Origin of the sequence: Chryseobacterium sp. CBo1 (assembly GCF_001693475.1) — a bacterium.
GTDB lineage: Bacteria > Bacteroidota > Bacteroidia > Flavobacteriales > Weeksellaceae > Chryseobacterium > Chryseobacterium formosense.
Genome location: NZ_MAUH01000071.1, coordinates 35,363 through 56,897 on the forward strand (window position 1 = coordinate 35,363; position 21,535 = coordinate 56,897).

14 protein-coding genes are annotated in these 21,535 nt (G+C 36.3%); 10 read left to right on the forward strand and 4 right to left on the reverse strand.

Going from position 1 to position 21,535, the window contains the following annotated elements; translation table 11 throughout:
* The first annotated feature begins 2 nt into the window (after positions 1–2).
* From BA768_RS20425 to BA768_RS20470, 10 genes are all read left to right on the forward strand, one after another.
* On the forward strand, positions 3–779 hold the full coding sequence (locus BA768_RS20425; RefSeq protein WP_065722229.1) for a rhamnogalacturonan acetylesterase: 777 nt from the start codon (positions 3–5) through the stop codon (positions 777–779).
* A 259-nt stretch (positions 780–1,038) separates the two neighbouring features.
* Positions 1,039–2,196 carry a glycoside hydrolase family 88 protein gene (locus BA768_RS20430; RefSeq protein WP_065722295.1) on the forward strand — a complete coding sequence of 386 codons (1,158 nt, stop codon included), beginning with the start codon at positions 1,039–1,041 and terminating at the stop codon, positions 2,194–2,196.
* 514 nt (positions 2,197–2,710) lie between these two features.
* Complete coding sequence (gene rhaT, locus BA768_RS20435; RefSeq protein ID WP_065722230.1) at positions 2,711–3,799, forward strand: L-rhamnose/proton symporter RhaT; 1,089 nt, start codon at positions 2,711–2,713, stop codon at positions 3,797–3,799.
* A 3-nt stretch (positions 3,800–3,802) separates the two neighbouring features.
* Positions 3,803–4,120 (forward strand): L-rhamnose mutarotase, encoded by a 318-nt coding sequence (rhaM, locus tag BA768_RS20440; RefSeq protein WP_317039980.1) that lies wholly within the window; start codon positions 3,803–3,805, stop codon positions 4,118–4,120.
* Positions 4,121–4,469: 349 nt separating this feature from the next.
* Positions 4,470–7,511 carry a SusC/RagA family TonB-linked outer membrane protein gene (locus BA768_RS20445; RefSeq protein ID WP_065722231.1) on the forward strand — a complete coding sequence of 1,014 codons (3,042 nt, stop codon included), beginning with the start codon at positions 4,470–4,472 and terminating at the stop codon, positions 7,509–7,511.
* 19 nt (positions 7,512–7,530) lie between these two features.
* A complete protein-coding gene (locus BA768_RS20450; RefSeq protein WP_065722232.1) occupies positions 7,531–9,609 on the forward strand; it encodes a RagB/SusD family nutrient uptake outer membrane protein in 2,079 nt (692 codons plus the stop codon).
* Positions 9,610–9,804: 195 nt separating this feature from the next.
* Entirely contained in the window at positions 9,805–11,907 is a 2,103-nt protein-coding gene (locus BA768_RS20455) for a bifunctional aldolase/short-chain dehydrogenase (RefSeq protein ID WP_065722233.1), read from the forward strand.
* A 219-nt stretch (positions 11,908–12,126) separates the two neighbouring features.
* Complete coding sequence (locus BA768_RS20460; protein WP_065722234.1) at positions 12,127–13,407, forward strand: TIM barrel protein; 1,281 nt, start codon at positions 12,127–12,129, stop codon at positions 13,405–13,407.
* 222 nt (positions 13,408–13,629) lie between these two features.
* Complete coding sequence (locus BA768_RS20465; protein ID WP_065722235.1) at positions 13,630–15,018, forward strand: FGGY-family carbohydrate kinase; 1,389 nt, start codon at positions 13,630–13,632, stop codon at positions 15,016–15,018.
* Positions 15,019–15,135: 117 nt separating this feature from the next.
* Entirely contained in the window at positions 15,136–16,287 is a 1,152-nt protein-coding gene (locus tag BA768_RS20470) for an alpha-hydroxy acid oxidase (RefSeq protein ID WP_065722236.1), read from the forward strand.
* Positions 16,288–16,590: 303 nt separating this feature from the next.
* On the opposite strand, the gene BA768_RS20475 is transcribed toward BA768_RS20470, so the two are convergent.
* The 4 genes from BA768_RS20475 to BA768_RS20490 form a co-directional block, all read right to left on the reverse strand.
* Positions 16,591–17,145: a hypothetical protein gene (locus BA768_RS20475; protein ID WP_065722237.1), complete on the reverse strand. Its 555-nt coding sequence runs from the start codon at positions 17,143–17,145 to the stop codon at positions 16,591–16,593.
* Positions 17,146–17,190: 45 nt separating this feature from the next.
* Entirely contained in the window at positions 17,191–17,625 is a 435-nt protein-coding gene (locus tag BA768_RS20480; RefSeq protein ID WP_065722238.1) for a nuclear transport factor 2 family protein, read from the reverse strand.
* Between the two features lie 79 nt (positions 17,626–17,704).
* Positions 17,705–18,751 carry a GntR family transcriptional regulator gene (locus tag BA768_RS20485; protein WP_034678383.1) on the reverse strand — a complete coding sequence of 349 codons (1,047 nt, stop codon included), beginning with the start codon at positions 18,749–18,751 and terminating at the stop codon, positions 17,705–17,707.
* Between the two features lie 321 nt (positions 18,752–19,072).
* Positions 19,073–21,208 carry a hypothetical protein gene (locus BA768_RS20490; RefSeq protein ID WP_065722239.1) on the reverse strand — a complete coding sequence of 712 codons (2,136 nt, stop codon included), beginning with the start codon at positions 21,206–21,208 and terminating at the stop codon, positions 19,073–19,075.
* Positions 21,209–21,535 lie beyond the last annotated feature (327 nt).

Genomic DNA, 21,535 nt, shown 5'->3' on the forward strand with positions numbered 1-21,535 from the left:
CTATGAAAATAAAATTATTACTTCCAGCTGTCACTTTAATGGTAATGATTGCAGCTTCATTTCAGAAAATTCAAAACAAACCTGTTTTATATATTATTGGAGATTCCACTGTGCAGAATGGTTCAGGAAAAGGAGCTGATTCACTTTGGGGGTGGGGAAGTTTTATGGATTTATTTTTAAACACAGATAAAATCGAAATCCAGAATCACGCAAAAGGTGGACGAAGCAGCAGAACTTTTTTAACAGAAGGTCGCTGGGATTCCATTATGAAAACCATTAAAAAAGGTGATTATGTGTTGATGCAGTTTGGGCATAATGATGGTGGCGAATTGGCGGATACGTTGAGAGCCAGAGGAACAATTAAAGGTATTGGCGAAGAGTCAAAAGATATTTTTAATCCAATCCGAAAAGTCAACGAAACGGTTTTTACATATGGTCATTATATGAGAAAATACGCAAACGAAGCAAAATCAAAAGGAGCGGTTCCGATTATTGTTTCGCCTGTTCCGAGGAATAAATTTAATGATAAGGGAAAAATAGAAAAGGATCAGTACGGAGTTTGGGCAAAAGAAGTGGCACAGCAAACCGGAGCTTATTTTTTAGATTTAAATACAATGGTTATCGAAAAATATGAGAAAATGGGCGTTGAAAAAGTAAATGCTTATTTCCCAAAAGACCATACGCATACCAACAAAGAAGGAGCAATTGTAAATGCTGAATTGGTAGCGAAAGGAATTAAAGATTTAGAGAAATGTGAACTTAGAAAATACGTAAAGTAACACATGATTTTAAACGGTGATGTCGCAAGGAATTAAAAAAAAGAATCAGCAAATGTTTTCGTTCGCAATGGCAGAACTTCGTTCGTAAACTTTCAGTTTATGTTCAGCAAATGATAGCATATACCTTAGCTGAGTGAAATCGGGAGATTCGACGCAGTCAAACGCCTTTGCGAATGAAAATATGCATTGTCTTGTTAAATATAACTTAGCGGACTTAGCGTTAAAGAAAATAATAAAGAAAAATAAATATATAATACTTATGAAAAAGCTATTAACAACAGGTTTTTTCGCACTGATTATCGCAGGAATAACCTCCTGTTCAGTACAGAAAAATACCACTGCGAAGGTTGAACTTCCTAACAAAAAAGAAGTTTTGGAAGTTTCGAGAAGAGCCAACCAATATTTTATGAACAAATGGTCCGATACCAAAAAAGACATCGTTGGTAAAAAAGTATGGCCAAGTAATCTTTGGACGAGAGCGGTTTACTATGAAGGTTTGATGGCTTTGTATTCGGTAGATCCGAAAAAAGAATATTACGATTACGCAATGTCATGGGCAAACAATCATAATTGGGATTTACAGCGTGGAACGTACACCAGAAATGCCGATCATCAGGCTTGTGGACAGACCTACATTGATTTGTATGAAATCGACGGAAGAAAAAATCCTGAAAGAATCAAAAATGTGAAAGCGGCGATGGACAGTATGATTGCAACCTCAAAAGTTGATGATTGGTGGTGGATTGATGCTTTACAAATGTCAATGCCGATTTTTACGAAATTAGGAAGAATTACAGGTGAGCAGAAGTATTTTGATAAAAACTACGAAATGTACGCTTATACGAAATATAAGCATGGTGGAAACGGACTTTATAACCAACAGGATAAAATCTGGTGGAGAGACAAAAGTTTTGTCCCGCCTTACAAAGAACCGAATGGTGAAGATTGTTACTGGAGCCGTGGAAACGGTTGGGTAGTGGCTGCATTAGCGAAAACGCTGCAGGATACTCCGAAAACAGATCCTCATTACCAGGAATATCTGAAGGATTATAAAGATTTGTTGGCAGCCTTACTTCCGATTCAGAGAGAAGATGGTTTCTGGAATGTAAGTCTTCATGATCCAACCAATTATGGCGGAAAAGAAACGACAGGAACTGCACTTTTTGTATATGGAATGGCTTATGGAGTGAACAATAATTTAATTGACAGAGATACTTATTTACCGGTTTTAGTAAAAGCATGGAACGCAATGGTAAAAGATTCAGTTCAGCCCAACGGATTTTTAGGTTGGGTTCAGGGAACCGGAAAGGAGCCTAAAGACGGACAACCTTTAGCGGTTGACAAAGTTCCTGATTTTGAAGATTACGGATTAGGATGTTTTTTATTGGCGGGAAGTGAGGTTTATAAATTGAAGTAGGTTTAAAGAAACAAGTAAAAAGTAAAAAGAACCAAGTATGATTACATGGTTTTTAAATAATTTGACCTGATGGATTTTAATTCATCAGGTTTTTTTATTTCCTCAAACCAAAGCGTTTTTCTAAGGTTTTTTGTAAACAATAATTTTAATATGTTTTCAGTTGTCATTTGCTGAGCGGAGCGCCATTGAGAACAGAAAAAATAAAGCATTCAAACATTAACTTTGCGAACATTGCGTTAAAATACTTTTCCTTAATTTCTTTTTGGTCAACTTAATTTCATAATATTTTACACATGATAAGTCAAATTCCTGAATCTGACTCTGTGTTTTAGGAAATATTTTAGGTTTAAAATTAATATGAAATCTGTGTAAGTGTCAATAAGATAGTGTTTTAAATAACCTTTTTGAGACATTGCAAAAATTCTTATTTTATCGAAAATTTTAGCATGACACTACAAGATGCGCAATCGGTTTCATCTTGGTAATTTTCAACATCAATCAATTAGAATAAATTATGAATGCATTATTAGGAGTGATTTTCCATTTTCTCGGAGGCTTTGCTTCGGGCAGTTTTTATATGCCTTATAAAAAAGTAAAAGGTTGGCAATGGGAAACTTTTTGGTTGGTTGGCGGTGTATTTTCGTGGATTATTGTTCCGCCTTTGGCTGCATTTCTTACCATTCCCAATTTTTGGGAAATCATTCAGAATGAATCTTCATCAATTTTAGGATTGACCTTTTTGTTCGGTGCGCTTTGGGGAATCGGCGGTTTTATGTACGGTTTGGGTGTCCGTTATTTAGGAGTAGCACTCGGAAGCAGCATCATGTTGGGGTTGACGATGGTTATTGGTTCGCTCGTTCCATCTATTTATTATGAATTTTCTCCTGAAGCAGGAAAAGATAATATCGGTCTCATGTTTTCCAGCAGTTGGGGACAGTTTGTTTTATTGGGACTTTTGGTTTGTGTTGTCGGGATTATCATCAGCGGGAAAGCGGGTGTCATGAAAGACAAAGAGCTTCAAACCGATTCTATCGACCCACATGGAGTGGAAGTAAAAACTGAATATAAATTTGGTTTAGGATTAACCGTTGCTATTATTTCCGGTGTTTTGAGTGCCTGTTTCAATTTCGGACTTGAGGCAGGAAAACCAATGGCGTCTGTGGCAAACGAAGCCTGGAAACTGGCAAATCCGGGACAGGGAGAATTTTTATTTCAGAATAATGTTACCTATATCGTTGTGCTTTGGGGTGGGATGGCTTCCAATCTTATTGGTTGTCTTTATCTTTCATTTAAAAATAAATCATATACTGATTATTCTAAGAAAAATGTTCCCGTTGTAAAAAATATCATTTTCTGCGCTTTAGCAGGAACAATGTGGTTTCTACAGTTCTTCTTCTACGGAATGGGCGAGAGTAAAATGGGGAACGGCCCAAGTTCATGGATTTTGCATATGGCATTTATTATTTTGATTGCCAATCTTTGGGGAGTTGTCATCAAAGAATGGAAAGGTGTTTCCAAAAAAACAATTTCTACAATCGTTGTCGGGATGATTGTAATGTTTGTTTCTATTTTAATTGTAGGATACGGGAATTCATTAAGATAATTAATGATGAGAAGAATTGCATTTAAAATGTTTCTTCATGAAGGTTTCGAAGAAGAATATAAAAGACGTCACAAAGAAATCTGGCCAGAGCTTAAAGTTCTTTTAAAAGAATCTGGAGTGGAAGATTATTCGATTTTTTTAGACGAAGAAACACATCTTTTATTTGGTGTTTTAAAATGCAGTAAAGAGATGGAATATCAAAATTTACCATTACAGCCTGTTATGCAAAAATGGTGGGAACATAATAAAGACATTATGCAGACCAATAAAGATAATTCTCCGAGAAGTATCAGTTTAGAAGAGGTATTTTATCTGGAATAATAAGAATTGCAACATTTTAAGATAAATAGTTTATTTTTTTTATCATATTCATATAGTTAAGAGTTAGAAGCTCAAAGACACCAAATTTTCTGGTGTCTTTTTTTGTGTTAATTAAAAATGAATTCCGGTGATCGTTTTTGGTTATATTAATTTAACACACACTGGTTAATAAATGTTTAAAAATTGATATTTAATTTTATTTTTCATAATTAAATCGATAATATTTGTATTTATTAAAGCATTTTTATATAATTATTTATGATAAATTATGAATTTTCTTATGCAGGATATTGCAGGATGCCAAAACTTTTGTAACGGTGTACTTTGGTAACATAAAAAATTAATAGATATGTGTTTGATTATTAAACAGACGAATTTTAAGCCACTCATTGCGCCGCTATTTCTGCTTGCGTCCGGCTTTATGTTCGGGCAAAAAGCGGTAAGTGATACTGCTAAAACAGATATAAAAGATATTGAAGAGGTCGTTGTAATAGGTTATGGTAAAGTTAAAAAGTCTGATTTAACAGGATCTGTAGCATCCGTGTCAGCTAAAGACCTGGCCGCAACACCGGCAATGAATGCTTTACAGGCTTTGCAGGGTAGAGCTTCAGGTTTGAATATCGTTACTTCAGGTGGAGCTCCGGGAGCAAGTGCAAATGTTACCATTCGTGGAGGAGCATCAATCACACAGGGAACTTCACCATTATATATCGTTGATGGTTTCCAACTTGATAATGCATTAAACGTAATTAACCCGAATGATATTGAAAGTATTGACGTTCTAAAAGGTGCTTCTGCGATTGCAATCTACGGAGCTCGTGGATCTAACGGTATTATCGTAATTAAAACTAAAAGCGGTAAAAAAGGTCGAACAACCATCAATTATAATTCTTTCATGATGTTTGATATGCTCTCTAAAAAGCTGGATATGATTTCCAATACAGAGCAATATGTAAAATATCAGTATGAGTTTGCCCAGCTTCAGAATAAAATGACAGGATGGAGCAGTGTTTTCGACAATGGTCTTCCACTAGATACTCCGGGATTCTATTCGGGTGCTTTCAACAGAATTTCCAATCGTTATGCATCGGCTTCGGCTTTAGACTGGCAAGATAAAATGTTGGGCGGAACAGGGTTAACTCAGAATCAGAATGTTAATATTTCTACAGGAAACGAAAAAACTCAGGCTTTCATTAGTTATAACTACAATAAGCAGGAGGGTTTATTGCAAAATTCCAGTGAAACAAGAAATTCATTACGTGCAAACATCAATTCAGAATTATACAAAGGGGTAAGAGTAGATTTTAACTCAATGTTTAATTCGAATTCAACCAATGGAGGTGGAGCTTATAGCGGAATGAAAAAAATTCTACTTCAGCCGATCACGGGCGGTACACTTTTCAACCAGGATCAGTTGTTTAATACCCAGACTTTCCCGGACTTCTCAAGTCTTGATTCAGGTTTTGATACAGAAAACCCTTTTGTGGAAACCAGTGCGTCAACTTCAAACAACCGTTCCAGAACTTTTATTGCCAACGCAGGGATTGAGTTTGACTTCCTGAAAAATTTCACTTTCAGAACTGCAGGTCAGTACAACTGGAACCAAAGCAAATCTACTTCATTCTCAGATGAAAATTCTAGAGCGTATCTTACAGATCCTGTAAATACAGGTATCAATGGTAGTATTGGGAATAGTGAGTCTTACAGGTATCAGATTACCAATACTTTAACGTTCAATAAAACTTTCGCAGAAAAACATAGGGTGAATGTATTAGCGGGTTACGAAATTGTTTATTCACAATCTGAAAGTAACAGTATGCGACTAACAAAATTCCCATTCCCAAACTTTGGGCTTGATGATATATCTAATGCATTTGTACAGGAGAAATCTTCAGGTCGTTCGAGCAACAGTTTATTGTCTTATTTCGGTCGTGTAAACTATACGTATGATGATCGTTATTTATTAACTGCAACAGTGCGTAGAGATGGTTCTTCTAAATTCGGACCAAGCAATAAATGGGGAGTATTTCCATCTGTTGCGGCAGCATGGCGTGTTTCTCAGGAAAGTTTCTGGCAGGATTCTAAAATTGAAAAATTCATTAATGACTTAAAGTTAAGATTTGAATATGGTATTACGGGTAATAATGATATCGGAAACAATTTATTTGTAACAAATCTTTCATTAAGCGATTATCCGATGAATAATACTCCTGGAAATCCTGCGTATGTAACGAGCTCAAATTTGGGTAACCCTTTACTTCGATGGGAAGAATTGAAAGCTACAAATTTAGGGGTTGACATCGCATTATTTAATAACAGAATTAAATTAACTTCAGAATGGTATAATAATAATGTAAGCGGAATGTTATTGCAAAGTTTACTTCCGGTTTCAACAGGTTATTCAAGACAGTATCAGAATATTGGTTCTTTAAGAAACAGAGGTCTGGAATTTACTTTAAACACTGTGAACATTAAATCTGAAAACTTCAGATGGTCAACAGATTTCAATATTTCATTCAACAAATCTAAAGTAATGTCTCTGGAACAGGGGCAAACGAACAGAACATTCAGTGTAGGAGGAAACAGAACGGGTATGGTTACCTATTATGCCACAGTAGGCGAAGAATTAGGAGATATGTACGGATATGTTTATCAGGGAGTTTATACTACTGATGATTTTATTCAGAACGCCGATGGATCTCTTAGCTTAAAACCGGGTGTTGTAAAACCTGCAACTGGAACTCCAAAACCTGGTGATATGAAATTTGCTGCAGACAATGAAAAAGGTGATCAATTTACAAGAAAAATGCAAAAAATTGGTAATGGTACTCCTGATTTTATTGGAGGTATCAGTAATAGTTTTTCGTATAAAGGTTTTGATCTTAATATATTCATGAAATTCAGTGTAGGAAACGACATTTATAATGCGACAAAACACAGCTTAAGTCCGTATGCGATGTTTCAGAACGTGCCTTCAGAATTTGGAGATAATTACTACCGTTTAATTGATCCTAATACAGGTTTAATTACCAATAATCTTGCAAGATTGAGAGAACTGAATCCCGACGAAGGATCTCGTGTTTGGAGTTTAAGTGCGATCAACTCTCAAAACATTACTTATCCTTCATCATATTATGTAGAAGATGGTTCTTATTTGAGAATTGCACAGGTAACATTAGGATATAGCTTTGCGAGAGATTTTCTTGAGCATGTGAAACTAAGTAATGCTCGTATCTATTTTACAGTGAATAATCTGGCGACAATTACAGGATATTCAGGTTATGATCCTGAAGTTACAGCAGCAAGTGGTGTTGCAGTTACCCCTGGATTTGATAGTTCTACCTATCCACGTTCAAGAAGTTATGTTCTTGGTTTAAATTTAACCTTCTAAGAAAAAAATGTTTTAGATCATGAAAAATGCTAATAATAAATTAAGACTTTTAAAAAGACTGATCATTATTCCGTCTTTAATCGTGGCAACACAAATGATAAATTCATGCAGTGATGATTTTTTAGATCAGCCTGCATATGATGCAGCCGATACCGAATCTGTATTTGCAGATCTTGTTACTGCAGATATATTTGTTCAGGGTTGCTACAGAAGTTTGGTTCCTACAGAAATGTACTATCAGTTAGGAGCTGGTGATACAGTAATTCATTCCAGCGAAGATGGTTCTACAAACAATTCAAAATACAATATCTGTAATTATCAGTATGATGCTTATACGCCCAATACGGTTACAGGAATTTATGCAGCAATGTATGCATCCATTGAGAGAACAAATATTGCAATCAGCAGATTAGGACAAATGCCTGCAAGCGAAAAGCGAGATGCTTTATTGGCAGAAGTAAAAGCCATCAGAGCATATTGCTATTATAATTTGATCAGAGTTTATGGTGATGTTCCTGCAATCTGGACACAGCTTTTAGAACTAGATCCGAATGACCCAAATACATTATATCCGAAACGTGCTTCACGTGATGAAATATACGACCGTATCATTGCTGATCTTCAGGAATCGGTAAACGCAATGCCTAGTTTAGGACAGCCTGGTTTTCCTACTACAGAAAGATTAACAAAACCTGGAGTAAATGCTTTGCTTGCTAGAATTGCTTTATATGCTGCAGGATATTCTCTTCGTTGGCCGTTAAACTCTTCAACTCCCGGAACAATGTCAAGACGTCCGGATAATGCAAGAGTTCAGCAATTATATCAGATTGCAGACAATGCAGCTGCGGCGGTCATCAACGGAGGAGGACATTCTTTAATGCAGGCTTCTGGAGGAAAAAGCGGTTTCGAAAACTTATGGTTTAATTTCTGCAGAAGAAATTTATCGGCAGTAAATAATGAAATTATTTGGCAGATCGCTCAGTACGGACAAAATACCAATTCGGCATTTGGAGTATATGCACATCCCGGAACAAGAGGGGGAACTTATGGATCTCGTAAAGCACTTCAGTTCGTCTTACCGACCTACTACTTATCTTTTGCTCCCGGAGATACCAGAAGAGATGTTTCTTGTACATCATACAGCATTTATTTCTTAAATAACGGAAATGCTGGTGATACATTCGTAGATGTGGGAACTACATTCTCATGTATTATGCCGGGTAAATTCAGAATTTCGTGGTGTGTAGAACCACAGGCAGCAGATGCAAGAAATCTAAATATTCCATTAATAAGATATGCAGATGTATTATTAATGTATGCAGAAACCCAAAACTATCTAAACGGAGGTCCTACAGCACAGGGGATTGCTGCATTGATGCAGGTTAGAAATCGTGCGGGAATTGGCTCAATGCCTGTTCCAAGTGGTCAGGCGGCATTTGAGCAGGCTCTTGTTCAGGAGCGTAAATGGGAATTTGCGGGCGAGTTTAACCTTCGTACTGATTTAATCAGAATGAATAAACTTGAAAGCGAAATCAATGCTACAAGACAGGCAATGAAAAATTTATCAGATAAAACAGGTGCTTATGCCAATACGCCTGCGATTCGTTTGTATAAATTTCATAAAAATGCACAGGTTTACGGTGATCCATTCTTAGCGGTAACCTACATCAATATTACAGATCCTGCACAAATTGCAACGGTTTCGGCAATTCCAACGAACTCGGCTAACTATGCTGCATATCAAACAACTTTAAAAAGCATAGCATTAGCGAACGGACAGACTTCAACAACTGATGACAAGTGGTACCCTGTAAATATGTTCCAGGCATATACAAGTACTTTTAATGCTAATGCAAGAAGAACAGTTGGCTTTAGTACAGGTGCGGTAAACACATTACAAATCGGAAACATCATCTACACCAAACCAACTGGTTCAGCAGAAAACGGAGGAACTTATCCAAACTGGATTCAGGGTGGAGGAGATGGTCTTTTCTACGGATTTGTACCGAATAAGACAGAATTACTTCCGTTTGCAGCGCAATCTGCAGGTCATCCAATGGTTGATAATCCGAACTTAACTCAGCTTCCTGGGTATTAAGAAATTTACAAAACACCAAATCATAATATTAATTTACCATTTACCTAAATGAAATACCGTGCAGCTGAATCTTAGACATGATAAATGTCACTGTTAATTTATCTTTAAATCATAGATTCAGCAGTATAGTGCGGGATACTGTTGAAAATATTACAGTCTAAATTTGGGTTAAAATTCAGAAAACAAAAGAAATCAATGGAAAAAGTAAAAACATTCAAATACGTAGACTATTTGTGGGATGATGAAAAAGCAGCATCTTTCGGTGATGACCAGGTTGCTTTATTTTTATACCGCTCAAACATTTTGGGGGCAGATCTTAGAATCACCAATTACGGGGGCGGAAACACAAGCTGTAAAACCATCGAGAAAGATCCTTTAACGAATGAAGAAGTTGAAGTAATGTGGGTAAAAGGTTCAGGTGGTGATATCGGAACTTTGACAAGAAAAGGAATTGCCGGTTTATATACAGAAAGATTAAGAAACCTTAAAAATGTTTACGAAGGTTTGGCAGACGAAGACAGAATGGTAGGCTTGTTCGATCACTGTATCTTCGATCTTGACAGCAAAGCACCTTCTATTGATACGCCGCTTCACGGACTTCTTCCATTCAAACATATTGATCACCTTCATCCGGATGCTTTAATTGCAGTAGCTGCAGCAAAAGACAGCGAAGCAATTACAAAAGAAATCTGGGGCGATACAATGGGTTGGGTTCCTTGGCAAAGACCAGGTTTCGATTTAGGTTTACAGTTAGAAAAATGTTTAGCTGACAATCCTGGAATCAGAGGAATCGTTTTAGGAAGTCATGGTTTATTCACTTGGGGAGACACTTCTTACGAATCTTATATCAACAGTTTAGAAGTTATCGAAATGGCTTCTGAATATATTGCTAAAAAAATTGAAGAAAAAGGTCAGGTTTTTGGCGGACAAAAAGTAGAATCACTTCCTGCTGACGAACGTAAAAACAAGGCAGCTCAAATTATGCCTTTATTAAGAGGTTTGGCTTCTTCTGAAAACAGAATGGTGGGTCATTTCACAGACAGCGATGTCGTATTGGAGTTCATCAACAGTAATGATTTGGAAAGATTGGCTCCGCTTGGAACTTCTTGTCCGGATCACTTCTTGAGAACGAAAATTCAGCCTTTAGTTTTAACTTTAGATAAAAATGAAGATTTAACGGATTCTAAAGCAATTTTAGAAAAATTAAATCCACTTTTCGAACAGTACAGAAACGAGTACAAAGAATATTACGAAACTTGCAAACATCCAAACAGCCCTGCGATGCGTGATCCGAATCCGGTAATCATCATTTATCCGGGAGTGGGAATGTTCAGTTTCTCAAAAGATAAGCAGACAACGCGTGTTGCAAGCGAATTTTATTTAAACGCAATCAACGTAATGCGTGGTGCAGAAGCAATCTCAGAATACACATCACTACCAAGACAGGAAGCTTTCGACATCGAATACTGGTTGTTGGAAGAAGCTAAACTTCAGAGAATGCCGAAAGAAAAGCCATTATCCAGAAAAATTGCAATCGTAACCGGAGCCGGAGGTGGAATCGGACAAGCAATTGCGGATAAAATGGTTGCTGAAGGTGCAGTTGTGGTTTTCACAGACTTAAACAAAGAAGCTGCAGAATCTGTTACTTCAAAATACAGCAAAGATCAGGCAATCGCTGTTCAGTGTGACGTTACAAGCGAAGAAGGAATTGCAGATGCTTATAAAGAAGCTGTTTTAGCTTTCGGTGGAGTAGATATCATCGTTCATTCAGCTGGTTTGGCGATTTCTAAATCGTTGGAAGATACAACGATAAAAGACTGGGAATTGCTTGAAAATGTTTTGGTTAAAGGTCAGTTTATGATGGCTAAATCAGGAACTGAAATTTTCAAAAAGCAGAACTTAGGGGGTGACATCGTGAATATTGCAAGTAAAAACGGATTGGTTGCAGGACCGAATAACGTAGCGTACGGAACTGCTAAAGCAGCTCAGCAACACATGACAAGATTATTGGCGGCAGAATTGGCAGCAGATAAAATCAGAGTCAATGTGGTTAATCCGGACGGAGTAATCGTTGGAAGTAAAATCTGGGAAGGTTCTTGGGCAGAAGGTCGCGCAAAAGCAAACGGAATCACCGTTGAAGAATTGCCTGCTTTCTACGCAAAAAGAAATCTTCTGAACGAAATTATTCTACCTGAAGATATCGCAAACGGAGTTTTTGCTTGTGTGGCAATTTTAGATAAAAGTACAGGAAATATCATCAATGTAGATGGCGGAATGGCAAATGCGTTCCCAAGATAATTATTGATTAATGTTTTTTATTTGGGCAGCTTAGTCCGCCCTCCGTTCCCGCTTTTTTGCTCGTCGTACCTCCTCACAAAAAGAGCTCCACTCAGGTCGGGCTGCGAAGGATTCGAAAGTAAATTATGGGCCGGAATCAATATTTAATGTTAATTTTAATCAAAAAAATTCAACCTTGTCAAGGTTCAAAACCTTGATAAGGTTAATAAAAATCAAAGTATGATTATAGGAAAAGATATTATTGAACAAAACAATAAAATCGAAGTAGGAAATTTCAATTCAGACTTCGCATATTTATCAGATAAATTAACAAAATCAGGAGCTAATGTTTCTGAGATTGTCAACAAAATTGCTGACTTTCAGGTAGCCATTCCAAGTTGGGCTTTAGGAGCAGGTGGAACCCGTTTCGGAAGATTTTCTTACGGTGGCGAACCTTCTTCTTTAGAACAAAAATTAGATGATGTAGGGTTAATTCACGCTTTGACACATTCTGCAGGAGCGATTTCATTGCATATTCCATGGGATATTCCAAGTGATGTAGCGGCGATTAAAGAAAAAGCAGCTTCTCACGGATTGATTTTCGATGCGATGAATTCAAATACGTTCCAGGATCAACCGAACGCAAAACAATCTTATAAGTTTGGTTCGTTAAATGCAGCAAATGAAGATGCAAGAGCTTACGCAGTTGAACACAATAAAGAAGTAATCAGAATCGGAAAAGAATTAGATTCAAAAAGCTTAACTGTTTGGTTGGCGGATGGAGCAAGTTTTCCGGGACAGTTGAATTTCCAGACGGCTTTGTCAAAAACTGAACAGAGTTTAAAAGAAATTTATTCGGATTTACCGGAAGACTGGAAATTATTCATCGAATACAAACCTTACGAACCAAATTTCTATTCAACAACAATCCAGGATTGGGGAACATCTTTCATGTTGGCAAACGCTTGTGGTGAAAGAGCGTATACTTTGGTAGATTTAGGACATCATTTGCCAAACTCAAATATTGAGCAAATCGTTGCAACTTTGATGTATAAAGGGAAATTAGGAGGTTTCCATTTCAACGATAGTAAATATGGAGATGATGATTTAACAGTAGGTTCTATCAAACCTTACGCGCTGTTCTTGATTTTCAACGAATTGGTTTACGGAATCGAGAACAATCCGAATAACCCATACCCGGCTTGGATGATCGATGCAAGTCACAACATCAAAGATCCGCTGGAAGATTTGATTCAGTCTTTAGAGGCAATTTTAATTGCTTATGCACAGGCTCTTTTAGTAGATCAGAAAGCATTGAAAGATGCTCAACTGAATAACGATGTGGTTCGTGCTCAGGAAATTTTGCAGAATGCATACAGAACAGACGTTCGTCCGTTATTAAAAGCAGCAAGATTACAAACCGGTGCAGCATTAGACCCGATCGCAGCATACAGAAACCTTAAAGTAAGAGAAAATTTAATCTCCGAAAGAGGGTTAAATGTAAAAGCAACAGGATTATAAACCTGTTTTAATTTGATAATTCTAACTTTCAGGTGCAATCGAAAGTTTTTATTATATGTATCCTTATATAGTTTCGTTAAGGGGAAAGTGTTTAGATTATTAAGTTTTTCTTAATATCTGAACACTCCTTAATGATTTTGTTTTTTAATTAAAGTAAACAAGTTAGCGCTATTAGTCAAAACATCTGCGCTATTATGTTTAAATAAATAATTCATCACAGGAATGTCCAAGAAAAAAAAGGTAACCATCGTATTTGATATTGGGAAAACCAATAAAAAATTCTTTCTATTTGATAAAAATTATAAAGAAGTTGTTCGTGAGTATACAGAATTACCACTTACGACCGATGAAGACGGTTATCCAACGGAAGATTTAGTTGCTTTGCAAAACTGGATCAAAGATAATTTTAATGCCATTCTTGACGATGAAAATTTTGAAGTTAAGGCTATTAATTTCTCTACGTACGGAGCAAGTTTTGTACATCTGGATCAGAAAGGAAATGTTCTCACACCATTGTACAATTACACAAAACCAATCGAAGAGGAGATCCTGGATTTATTCTACGAAAAACACGGCAGCAAACTGAAAATTGCCCGTGAAACAGCTTCTCCACAAGCAGGAATGCTCAACTCAGGATTGCAGCTGTTTTGGTTAAAATATAAACATCCAGAAGTATTTAAAAAGATTCGCTACAGTCTTCATTTACCTCAGTATTTATCATATCTGTTTACCGGAATTTGTGTGTCGGAATTCACTTCGATAGGCTGCCACACCAATTTGTGGGATTATGATAAAGCAGATTATCACGACTGGGTTTATGAAGAGGAAATCGATCATATGTTACCTCCGATTGTTCCTACTTCGGCAAGTATCAATACTTCGTACAGAAATCAAAAAATGAAAATCGGTGTTGGAATTCACGACAGTTCTTCAGCGCTTTTACCTTATATTTTAAGTAAAAAAGAGCCATTTTTACTGCTTTCAACAGGAACCTGGAGTATTTCACTGAATCCTTTTAATGATGAAAGTTTAACCGATGAAGACATCGAAAACAATTGCCTGAACTATATGAGAATTGATGGGAAACGTGTAAAAGCATCCCGTTTTTTCATGGGGAATGAATATAAAATTCAGGTTGAAAAACTGTGTGCTCATTACGGAAAAGAATATGGTTATCATAGAGAAGTAAAGTTTGATCAGGACTTGTATCTGCGTTTGATGAAGCATAAAGCAGTTTATTTCCGTTTTGAAGGCATTATTTTAAAGAGGAAAATGATAAGCGCAACAGATTTGAACTCTTTTGCAACCTTTGAAGAAGCATATCATCAGTTAATGATTGAGTTGATGGATTTACAGATTCACACCATCAAAAATGCCATCGGAAATTCTGAAATTCAAAACATTTACATCGACGGCGGATTTACAGATAATGATGTATTCATGAAACTGATGTCGCATCATTTCCACCACTACAATGTAATGTCTACGCATTCTCCATTGGGTTCTGCTTTAGGAGCTTCCATGGTAATTTCCAACAAAAAAATAGACGAAACTTTTTTACAGCAGCATTATCAGATGAAAGTGCTTCAACCGTTAATTTTTAATTTATAAATTTTGTTGGAAGCTGGAAGTCAGATGCTGGAAGTTAAATGAAAATATACATATTAATTAATTTTGTATCGTCTATTATCAAACATCCATCAACCAACATCAAACATCAAACAAACTATGGCATTTCCATTTGATACCAAATATGCATCGCTTGAACTTTTAATTGAAAAGGCTCAAAAAAGAATGCCCCGTTTTGCCTTTGAATATCTAGACGGAGGCTGTAATGAAAACATCAACCGCGACCGAAATACAAGTGAACTAAGAGAGGTTTTGCTTCGTCCGCAATATCTGAACAACAACTACGCAGAAGCCAATATGGAAACCGAACTATTCGGAAAAACCTATTCTGCACCTTTCGGTATTTCTCCGGTAGGTTTACAGGGATTAATGTGGCCGAATGCTCCTGAAATTTTAGCAAAAGCTGCTTTTAAACATAATCTTCCTTTCATTTTAAGTACCGTAACGACAAGCAGTATCGAAAGAATTGCTGAACTGACGGAAGGTAACGCATGGTTTCAACTCTATCATCCGAGAGAAGAATGGTTAAGAGACGATATTCTCGACCGTTGTGAAGCTTCGGGTTATGATGTGCTCTGTGTTTTATCTGATGTTCCGACTTTTGGTTACAGAGCTAAAGAAATAAGAAATGGTCTGGCAATGCCACCTCAACTGAATTTTAGAAATGTTTCTCAGGCGTTGGCAAAACCGCAGTGGTGTTTAGAAATGTTAAAACACGGTGTTCCAAGTTTTAAAACCATGGAAAAATACATGGATAAAAATATGAACGTGAAGCAATTGGGACAGTTCATGAACTCTACTTTTTCAGGAAGATTAAATTCAGACCGAATTAAAGCGATCCGTGACAAATGGAAAGGGAAATTGGTCATTAAAGGAGTTGCTTCCGACGAAGATGCTGCAGAAGCTGTACGTTTAGGTTTCGACGGAATGATTATTTCCAATCATGGCGGAAGACAGTTGGATGCCGGAGAATCTACGATTGCTGTGGTAAAAGATATTAGCGAAAAATATAAAGGTCAGATTAAAATCATGATGGACAGCGGGGTAAGAACCGGTCCGGATGTTGCCCGAGCTTTGAGTTGTGGTGCTGAATTTACCTTTATGGGAAGAACTTTTATGTATGCCGTCGGAGCTTTAGGCGAAAAAGGTGGGGATCACATTATCGAAATGCTGAAAATGCAGTTCAGACAGGTTATGGAGCAGGTTTGCTGTGATAAACCGGAACAGTTGCAGAATTTTAGGGTGAAGTAGGTTTGAGCGGGAAGATGGAAGCAGGAAGATGGATGTTTTTCAGCTATGCTTTTAAAATTGCAAACCTCTTTAAACGATAATAAAATTTAAAATACAGTTCTATGAATTGTATTTTTTTTGTACTAATATTTTTTACCACAAGGTACCACAAATATTTTCCAGAAGGTTCACAATTATTGTGTCCTTAGTGGAAGCTTTAGTGTTCTTTGTGGTTACGTAAATTGTAAGACGGTTGTGGAGAGTTATAGCTCAATATTTTGTTCTTATGGTGGTAAATTTTTGAGAATAATTATTTAGCGTAGACTATATTATTTGACCATCAAAATCAAACTTGTATACTCTGTTTTCCCAATCAGTAACTTCTATATAATCATCTTTAATTAAAAAATCATTCTCAGAATCCGGTGTTGTGAATATATCTTGACCGCCCTGTTGCCAAAGTATTTTTCCATCGTTATCTAGTCTTGAGATTTGAAGTTCACCATGAATAATGTAACTTTCTTTATACTTATAAATTTCAAAACAAGTAGCAGGGTCTGCTTTTGTTTGCCATAGTAAATTTAAATAGGGAATCGATAAACAGAAAATTGAATCTGAACAGCATATTAAGATTTTATCATCTTCAATGATTGTGGAAGTATCATGAAGACCTGTTTCTCCACCATCAGACCCAATTACTGCACTTTTAATTAAAGCATCTTTATTGTATACTCTAATTCCAAAAATACTTGAGAATTTATATTCAGATTTTTCAAAATATATAAAGTCATAGTTAATAATATTATCAACTGACAATTCGGTAAAAGTTAGTTCAGAATAAATAGTAATTTTATATTTTTCTGTCGTGTAGTCTTTCATAAAACTTTATTTTGGTTCTTTTACCTTTTTCCTTGGCTCTTCAAACTACTTCGCTTTCACCGCCTGTCTTGCCAACAGTTTCCAATCTTTTTTTGCTTTCACCCAAACCAACAAAATATCCAAAGTTACATCTCCCGGAGCTTTTCCCATATCGGCTGTTGTTGCATAAAAATGATGACGGACAATCGCTGTATTGCCAACAATCTGAACCTTTTGATCTGTAATTTCAATCGTTACAAAATCAGATTTTTTGCTGACAAGTTTTTCAACAAATTCTTTGGCATCGTCAATATGCCCGCCAGAATGTCCATAAGTCAGTTCCGGTAAAATTAAAGATTCCAATTCTGTTTTTTCACCATTCACCATAGCTAATCTCAGCTTTTCTGCTGCTTCGGTGACAGCTTGTGTATCATCTTTCTTTTGAGCAGAAATAGAAATTACCATTAAAAAACTAAATGCAAAAATTATTTTTTTGATCATAATTAAATATATATTTTTAATGAACCGATTTAGTGTAATCGATTGCATGGATTTGTTTTAAATATTAATAAATCTTGGTTTATAATGAATCTCTTTGAATAAATTTAAATACATTATTCACAGATTCTTTTTTATTTTTAAGAATCATATAAGCAGCGGATTCGCCCATCGCTTTGAAATCTGTAGTGATAACTGTAATGCCAAGTAATTCTTTCAGTGGAGTTTCATTATAAGAAATTATTCCAATGTCTTCGCCCAATTTCAGGTTTTTCTGTCTGATCTGTTTCACTAAATTTACAAGGTCGCGTTCACGAATGGTGATAAAAATATCTCTATCCTGTAATTCCATATCGGGATAAATTTCATCAAGAATCTCATAATCAAGCTTATAGTCTCTGCAGAAATTCTCAAAACCTCGTGCAATTCGGAAAGGATAGGGGTGAATATCTTTGTCAGGATATACCAAAATGATCTTCTCGTACTTCTGAATTTTATCTAAACCTTCTTTCAATGCGTTGTAAATATCATTCTCAAAATCCTGAAAAATAGAACCATATTCTCCCGAAATATCAGGTTTCGTGTTATCAAGCATTAATAATTTATTCTTCGGAATCTTCTCAATAATATCAATAACTTCTTTGGTGGAACTTGTATGTTTAGATTGCTCATCACGGAAATGAGGCATAATCACATAATAATCAAAACCTCCAAGATTTTTTTTGAGTGAATTGATGAAAAGGGTCTCATCACAATGGTAAATGTACATTTCTACATTTCCTTTGCTACCGATAGCGTTCACAAAATAATTGTAGATCATCATTTTGTAAGTGCTCGGTTTATTAATGAGAAAGAAAATGTTAATGCTGTCGTTCTTATTGATGCGTGAAATATAATATCCTTTACCTTTTACCGACTCGATGATCTGCCTTTTTCTAAGCTCTTTATAAGCTTTTTCTACAGTATCTCTCGAAAGAAAACATGATTCGCTAAGTTCGTTGATCGAAGGGATTTTCTCTCCGATCTTGATTTCGCCACCATCAATTCCGTTCAGAATAGAATCGACGATCTGCTTATATTTTGGAACTCTGGAGTTTTCGTTGATGTTTATTTCGAATGTTTCAGCCATGACTTGTCGTAATGAAATTATTTTAGTTTAACAAAATTTAATTTCAAAAAATGATTTTGTGACAGAAGACAAGTTACAAAAAATTACAATAACTGATAATCGTCATGTTTAAATATTTAATTATTTTTAAATATTTGATTTTCAGTGTGTTTTTATTTTTATTTAAATTATGTTTAAATCGAATAAATCACCAATTTCTTGATGTAAAATGAAATATAAGACTTTTAAGCCAAAAAATATTATACTAAAAGCTTTGAATATTGAATTAAAAAAGCCTGCCCTTTTCAGGACAGACTTCAATTAATATGAATGTGAAATTTTTTAAGGCATCTTTTTAAAACCTTCCGCTTTTATTTTCCAGCTTCCGTCTTTCGGGAAACCTGGATATTGTCCAGTTGAGCTGTCCCAACCTTCCAACATCATTGCAACAGTTGTCAGAACACCGCCATTTCCAGGAAGGTAAATTCTAAGACGCTTGTCCTGAAAATTATGACCGTTTTTCAGGTACGTATTGGTTTGAATGTCCATAAACAAAGCGTCCAAAGCTTTATTTGGAAGTCCCAGTCTTGCTGCGTTCATTGCAGTCATCGGGAAATCCCAACCCCACGTATGCTCCCAGTTCCATCTTTCCCAAACGATATCCAGCGTGTTTTTCATAATCTTTTTATCCAGTTTCGGAGATTCAGGAACCATTCCCAATGCGCCTAAAACAGCAGGGTGGTCGGTCATCCATTTTGGAAATGTGAATGAATCTTTTGCAGATTCTGTCGATAAATAAACGCCGTCCTGAACGGGAAGCGGAGCCAGTTTATTAATCACATCATCCCATTTTTTATCTCTCGGCTGACCCAATCTTTCTTTCCATTCTTGAGCGATTCTCAACGACCAATCCCAATATGCCACTTCGTAAGTAGGGTTGTAAGTATCTTTCGCGGGGAAAACTTCCTGTGCAGGAATGACTCCTTTACCCAAGTTATAGCGATTTTTCTCTTTATCATACGTCGCAAAATCTGCCATAAAATCAGCCGTTGCAAAAATCAAATCTTTATATTTTTCTAAAACCTTTTTATCTTTGCTGTTGCGGTACAAAAGTTCGGTCATATAAATAATGTGCGGTTGCTCCCAAATCAAAAATGCAGCAACAGAAGATGGACTTTCGTTACCTTCATTATCCGACATTTTAATCCAACGAACGCCTTTGTAACCCTGTCTTTCTGCTAATTTTTTAGCTTTATCAAATGACCTGAAATAATAATCGAGTTGCTTCTCCAAAATTTCCGGTCTTCCCCAAAGTGCAAAGTGAACACCGTGCCACCAATGCATTTCCGTGTGTGGTTTTCCGTACCAGCTGTTGAATGTCAAACCTGTTTCCTGAGGCGGATTGTTCCCACCACACTGAACTTTCGTTAAATATTCTGACAAGACCACTCTTCTTTCAAGCTCATTGGCTCTCGGGTCTGTACTTCCTGCAAAATCAACGGCAGCACCGCTTTCCCAGAAGTTTTTCCAACCTGAAGTACTTTCTTTTTCAGCATCAGCGAATAAAGTTCTGTTAGATTTCGGACTTTTAGCTGAAAATTCAACACTTAATTCAACGGTTTTATTTTTGGAAGAAGGCTCGTAAACGAAGTAGTGTTTTCCTGCCTCACGAAGTTTCCCTTCCGTAAAATTGAATTGAGTATAATAATCCGTGCTTTGCAATTTATGCTGAATCAAACCCTGGGTCGACTGAGAAGAAACAATTTTCGTGGTATGTTCGTTTTCTCTTCCATAAAATGCGGCATCATCCAAAAACTGTCCCGATGGATGCGGGTATTTGGCAAAAACTTTAAGCTTTCCTTTAGCCACCAAATCAGATTCAATTTTCACCCCGATTTTATCTGAATTTTGGAAAGAAGCCGTCCAAACTTTTACCGGAGTTCCTTCCAAAGTAAATTCACTTGTGATGATTCCTGTCCATAAATCAATCTTCTGATTGACGTTGGTCAGGTCTGAAATTTTTGCTTTCTGGCCATCTTTTTTCGTCAGTTCAATCCCGATATTTCCCAACTGCAAACGGTGTTGGTTCACACGGAAATATTCCACAGCACCTTTATTCCTTTCCGGTTCTTTGATTTGAACAGAGTACAAAGCTTTTCGACCGTCATTATTGAAATCGTAAGGCTTTAAAGTTTCCTCAAATTTATAGTTTTCTTTATTCGGAAAACTGTTCCAGCCCCATTCAGACTGGGTTCCGAGAGAAACTCCGTTTTTGTAATATTCAGGAAACGACTGCATTCCGGTGATGTCAACCGTATAGGCAAATTTTCCGTTTCCAACAGTCAAAGTTGAAAGGGTATCGGCTTTTGTGTTGACAATATTATGTCGCTGAACGACTTTCTTTCGGTCGATTTTCTGGGCATTCAGGGAAGAAAATCCCATCAGGAAAATGCTTAGATATATTGCAATTTTCTTCATTTTTCTTTTATTTCAGTAAATAAATTTGTTCAATGTTATATTTTGGGCAGCTATTGACTACCTCGAATCTTAATTTATTTTTTTATGGCAGACATTTCCGCCTTCCACTCCCAATCTTTTGTTCGTCGTTCCTCCTCGCAAAAGGATTTCCGTTCAAGTCGGGCTGCAATATCTCACGTATCAAAATAGAACATCATTCATTTTGATTGTTATTTTCGAATATTTATCAATAGGAATGGGCTTTAGCCCATTTTATTAATGGTTAATAATCATTGGCTTTAGCCAAAATCTAAACTAAGTTTTGGCTAAAGCCAATGAATAATTATT

Excerpts from the sequence above, each read along its gene's own strand:
- BA768_RS20425 (WP_065722229.1), top strand. The coding sequence starts at position 3 with ATGAAAATAAAATTATTACTTCCAGCTGTCACTTTAATGGTAATGATT.
- BA768_RS20430 (WP_065722295.1), top strand. The coding sequence starts at position 1,039 with ATGAAAAAGCTATTAACAACAGGTTTTTTCGCACTGATTATCGCAGGA.
- rhaT (WP_065722230.1), top strand. The coding sequence starts at position 2,711 with ATGAATGCATTATTAGGAGTGATTTTCCATTTTCTCGGAGGCTTTGCT.
- rhaM (WP_317039980.1), top strand. The coding sequence starts at position 3,803 with ATGATGAGAAGAATTGCATTTAAAATGTTTCTTCATGAAGGTTTCGAA.
- BA768_RS20445 (WP_065722231.1), top strand. The coding sequence starts at position 4,470 with ATGTGTTTGATTATTAAACAGACGAATTTTAAGCCACTCATTGCGCCG.
- BA768_RS20450 (WP_065722232.1), top strand. The coding sequence starts at position 7,531 with ATGAAAAATGCTAATAATAAATTAAGACTTTTAAAAAGACTGATCATT.
- BA768_RS20455 (WP_065722233.1), top strand. The coding sequence starts at position 9,805 with ATGGAAAAAGTAAAAACATTCAAATACGTAGACTATTTGTGGGATGAT.
- BA768_RS20460 (WP_065722234.1), top strand. The coding sequence starts at position 12,127 with ATGATTATAGGAAAAGATATTATTGAACAAAACAATAAAATCGAAGTA.
- BA768_RS20465 (WP_065722235.1), top strand. The coding sequence starts at position 13,630 with ATGTCCAAGAAAAAAAAGGTAACCATCGTATTTGATATTGGGAAAACC.
- BA768_RS20470 (WP_065722236.1), top strand. The coding sequence starts at position 15,136 with ATGGCATTTCCATTTGATACCAAATATGCATCGCTTGAACTTTTAATT.
- BA768_RS20475 (WP_065722237.1), bottom strand. The coding sequence starts at position 17,145 with ATGAAAGACTACACGACAGAAAAATATAAAATTACTATTTATTCTGAA.
- BA768_RS20480 (WP_065722238.1), bottom strand. The coding sequence starts at position 17,625 with ATGATCAAAAAAATAATTTTTGCATTTAGTTTTTTAATGGTAATTTCT.
- BA768_RS20485 (WP_034678383.1), bottom strand. The coding sequence starts at position 18,751 with ATGGCTGAAACATTCGAAATAAACATCAACGAAAACTCCAGAGTTCCA.
- BA768_RS20490 (WP_065722239.1), bottom strand. The coding sequence starts at position 21,208 with ATGAAGAAAATTGCAATATATCTAAGCATTTTCCTGATGGGATTTTCT.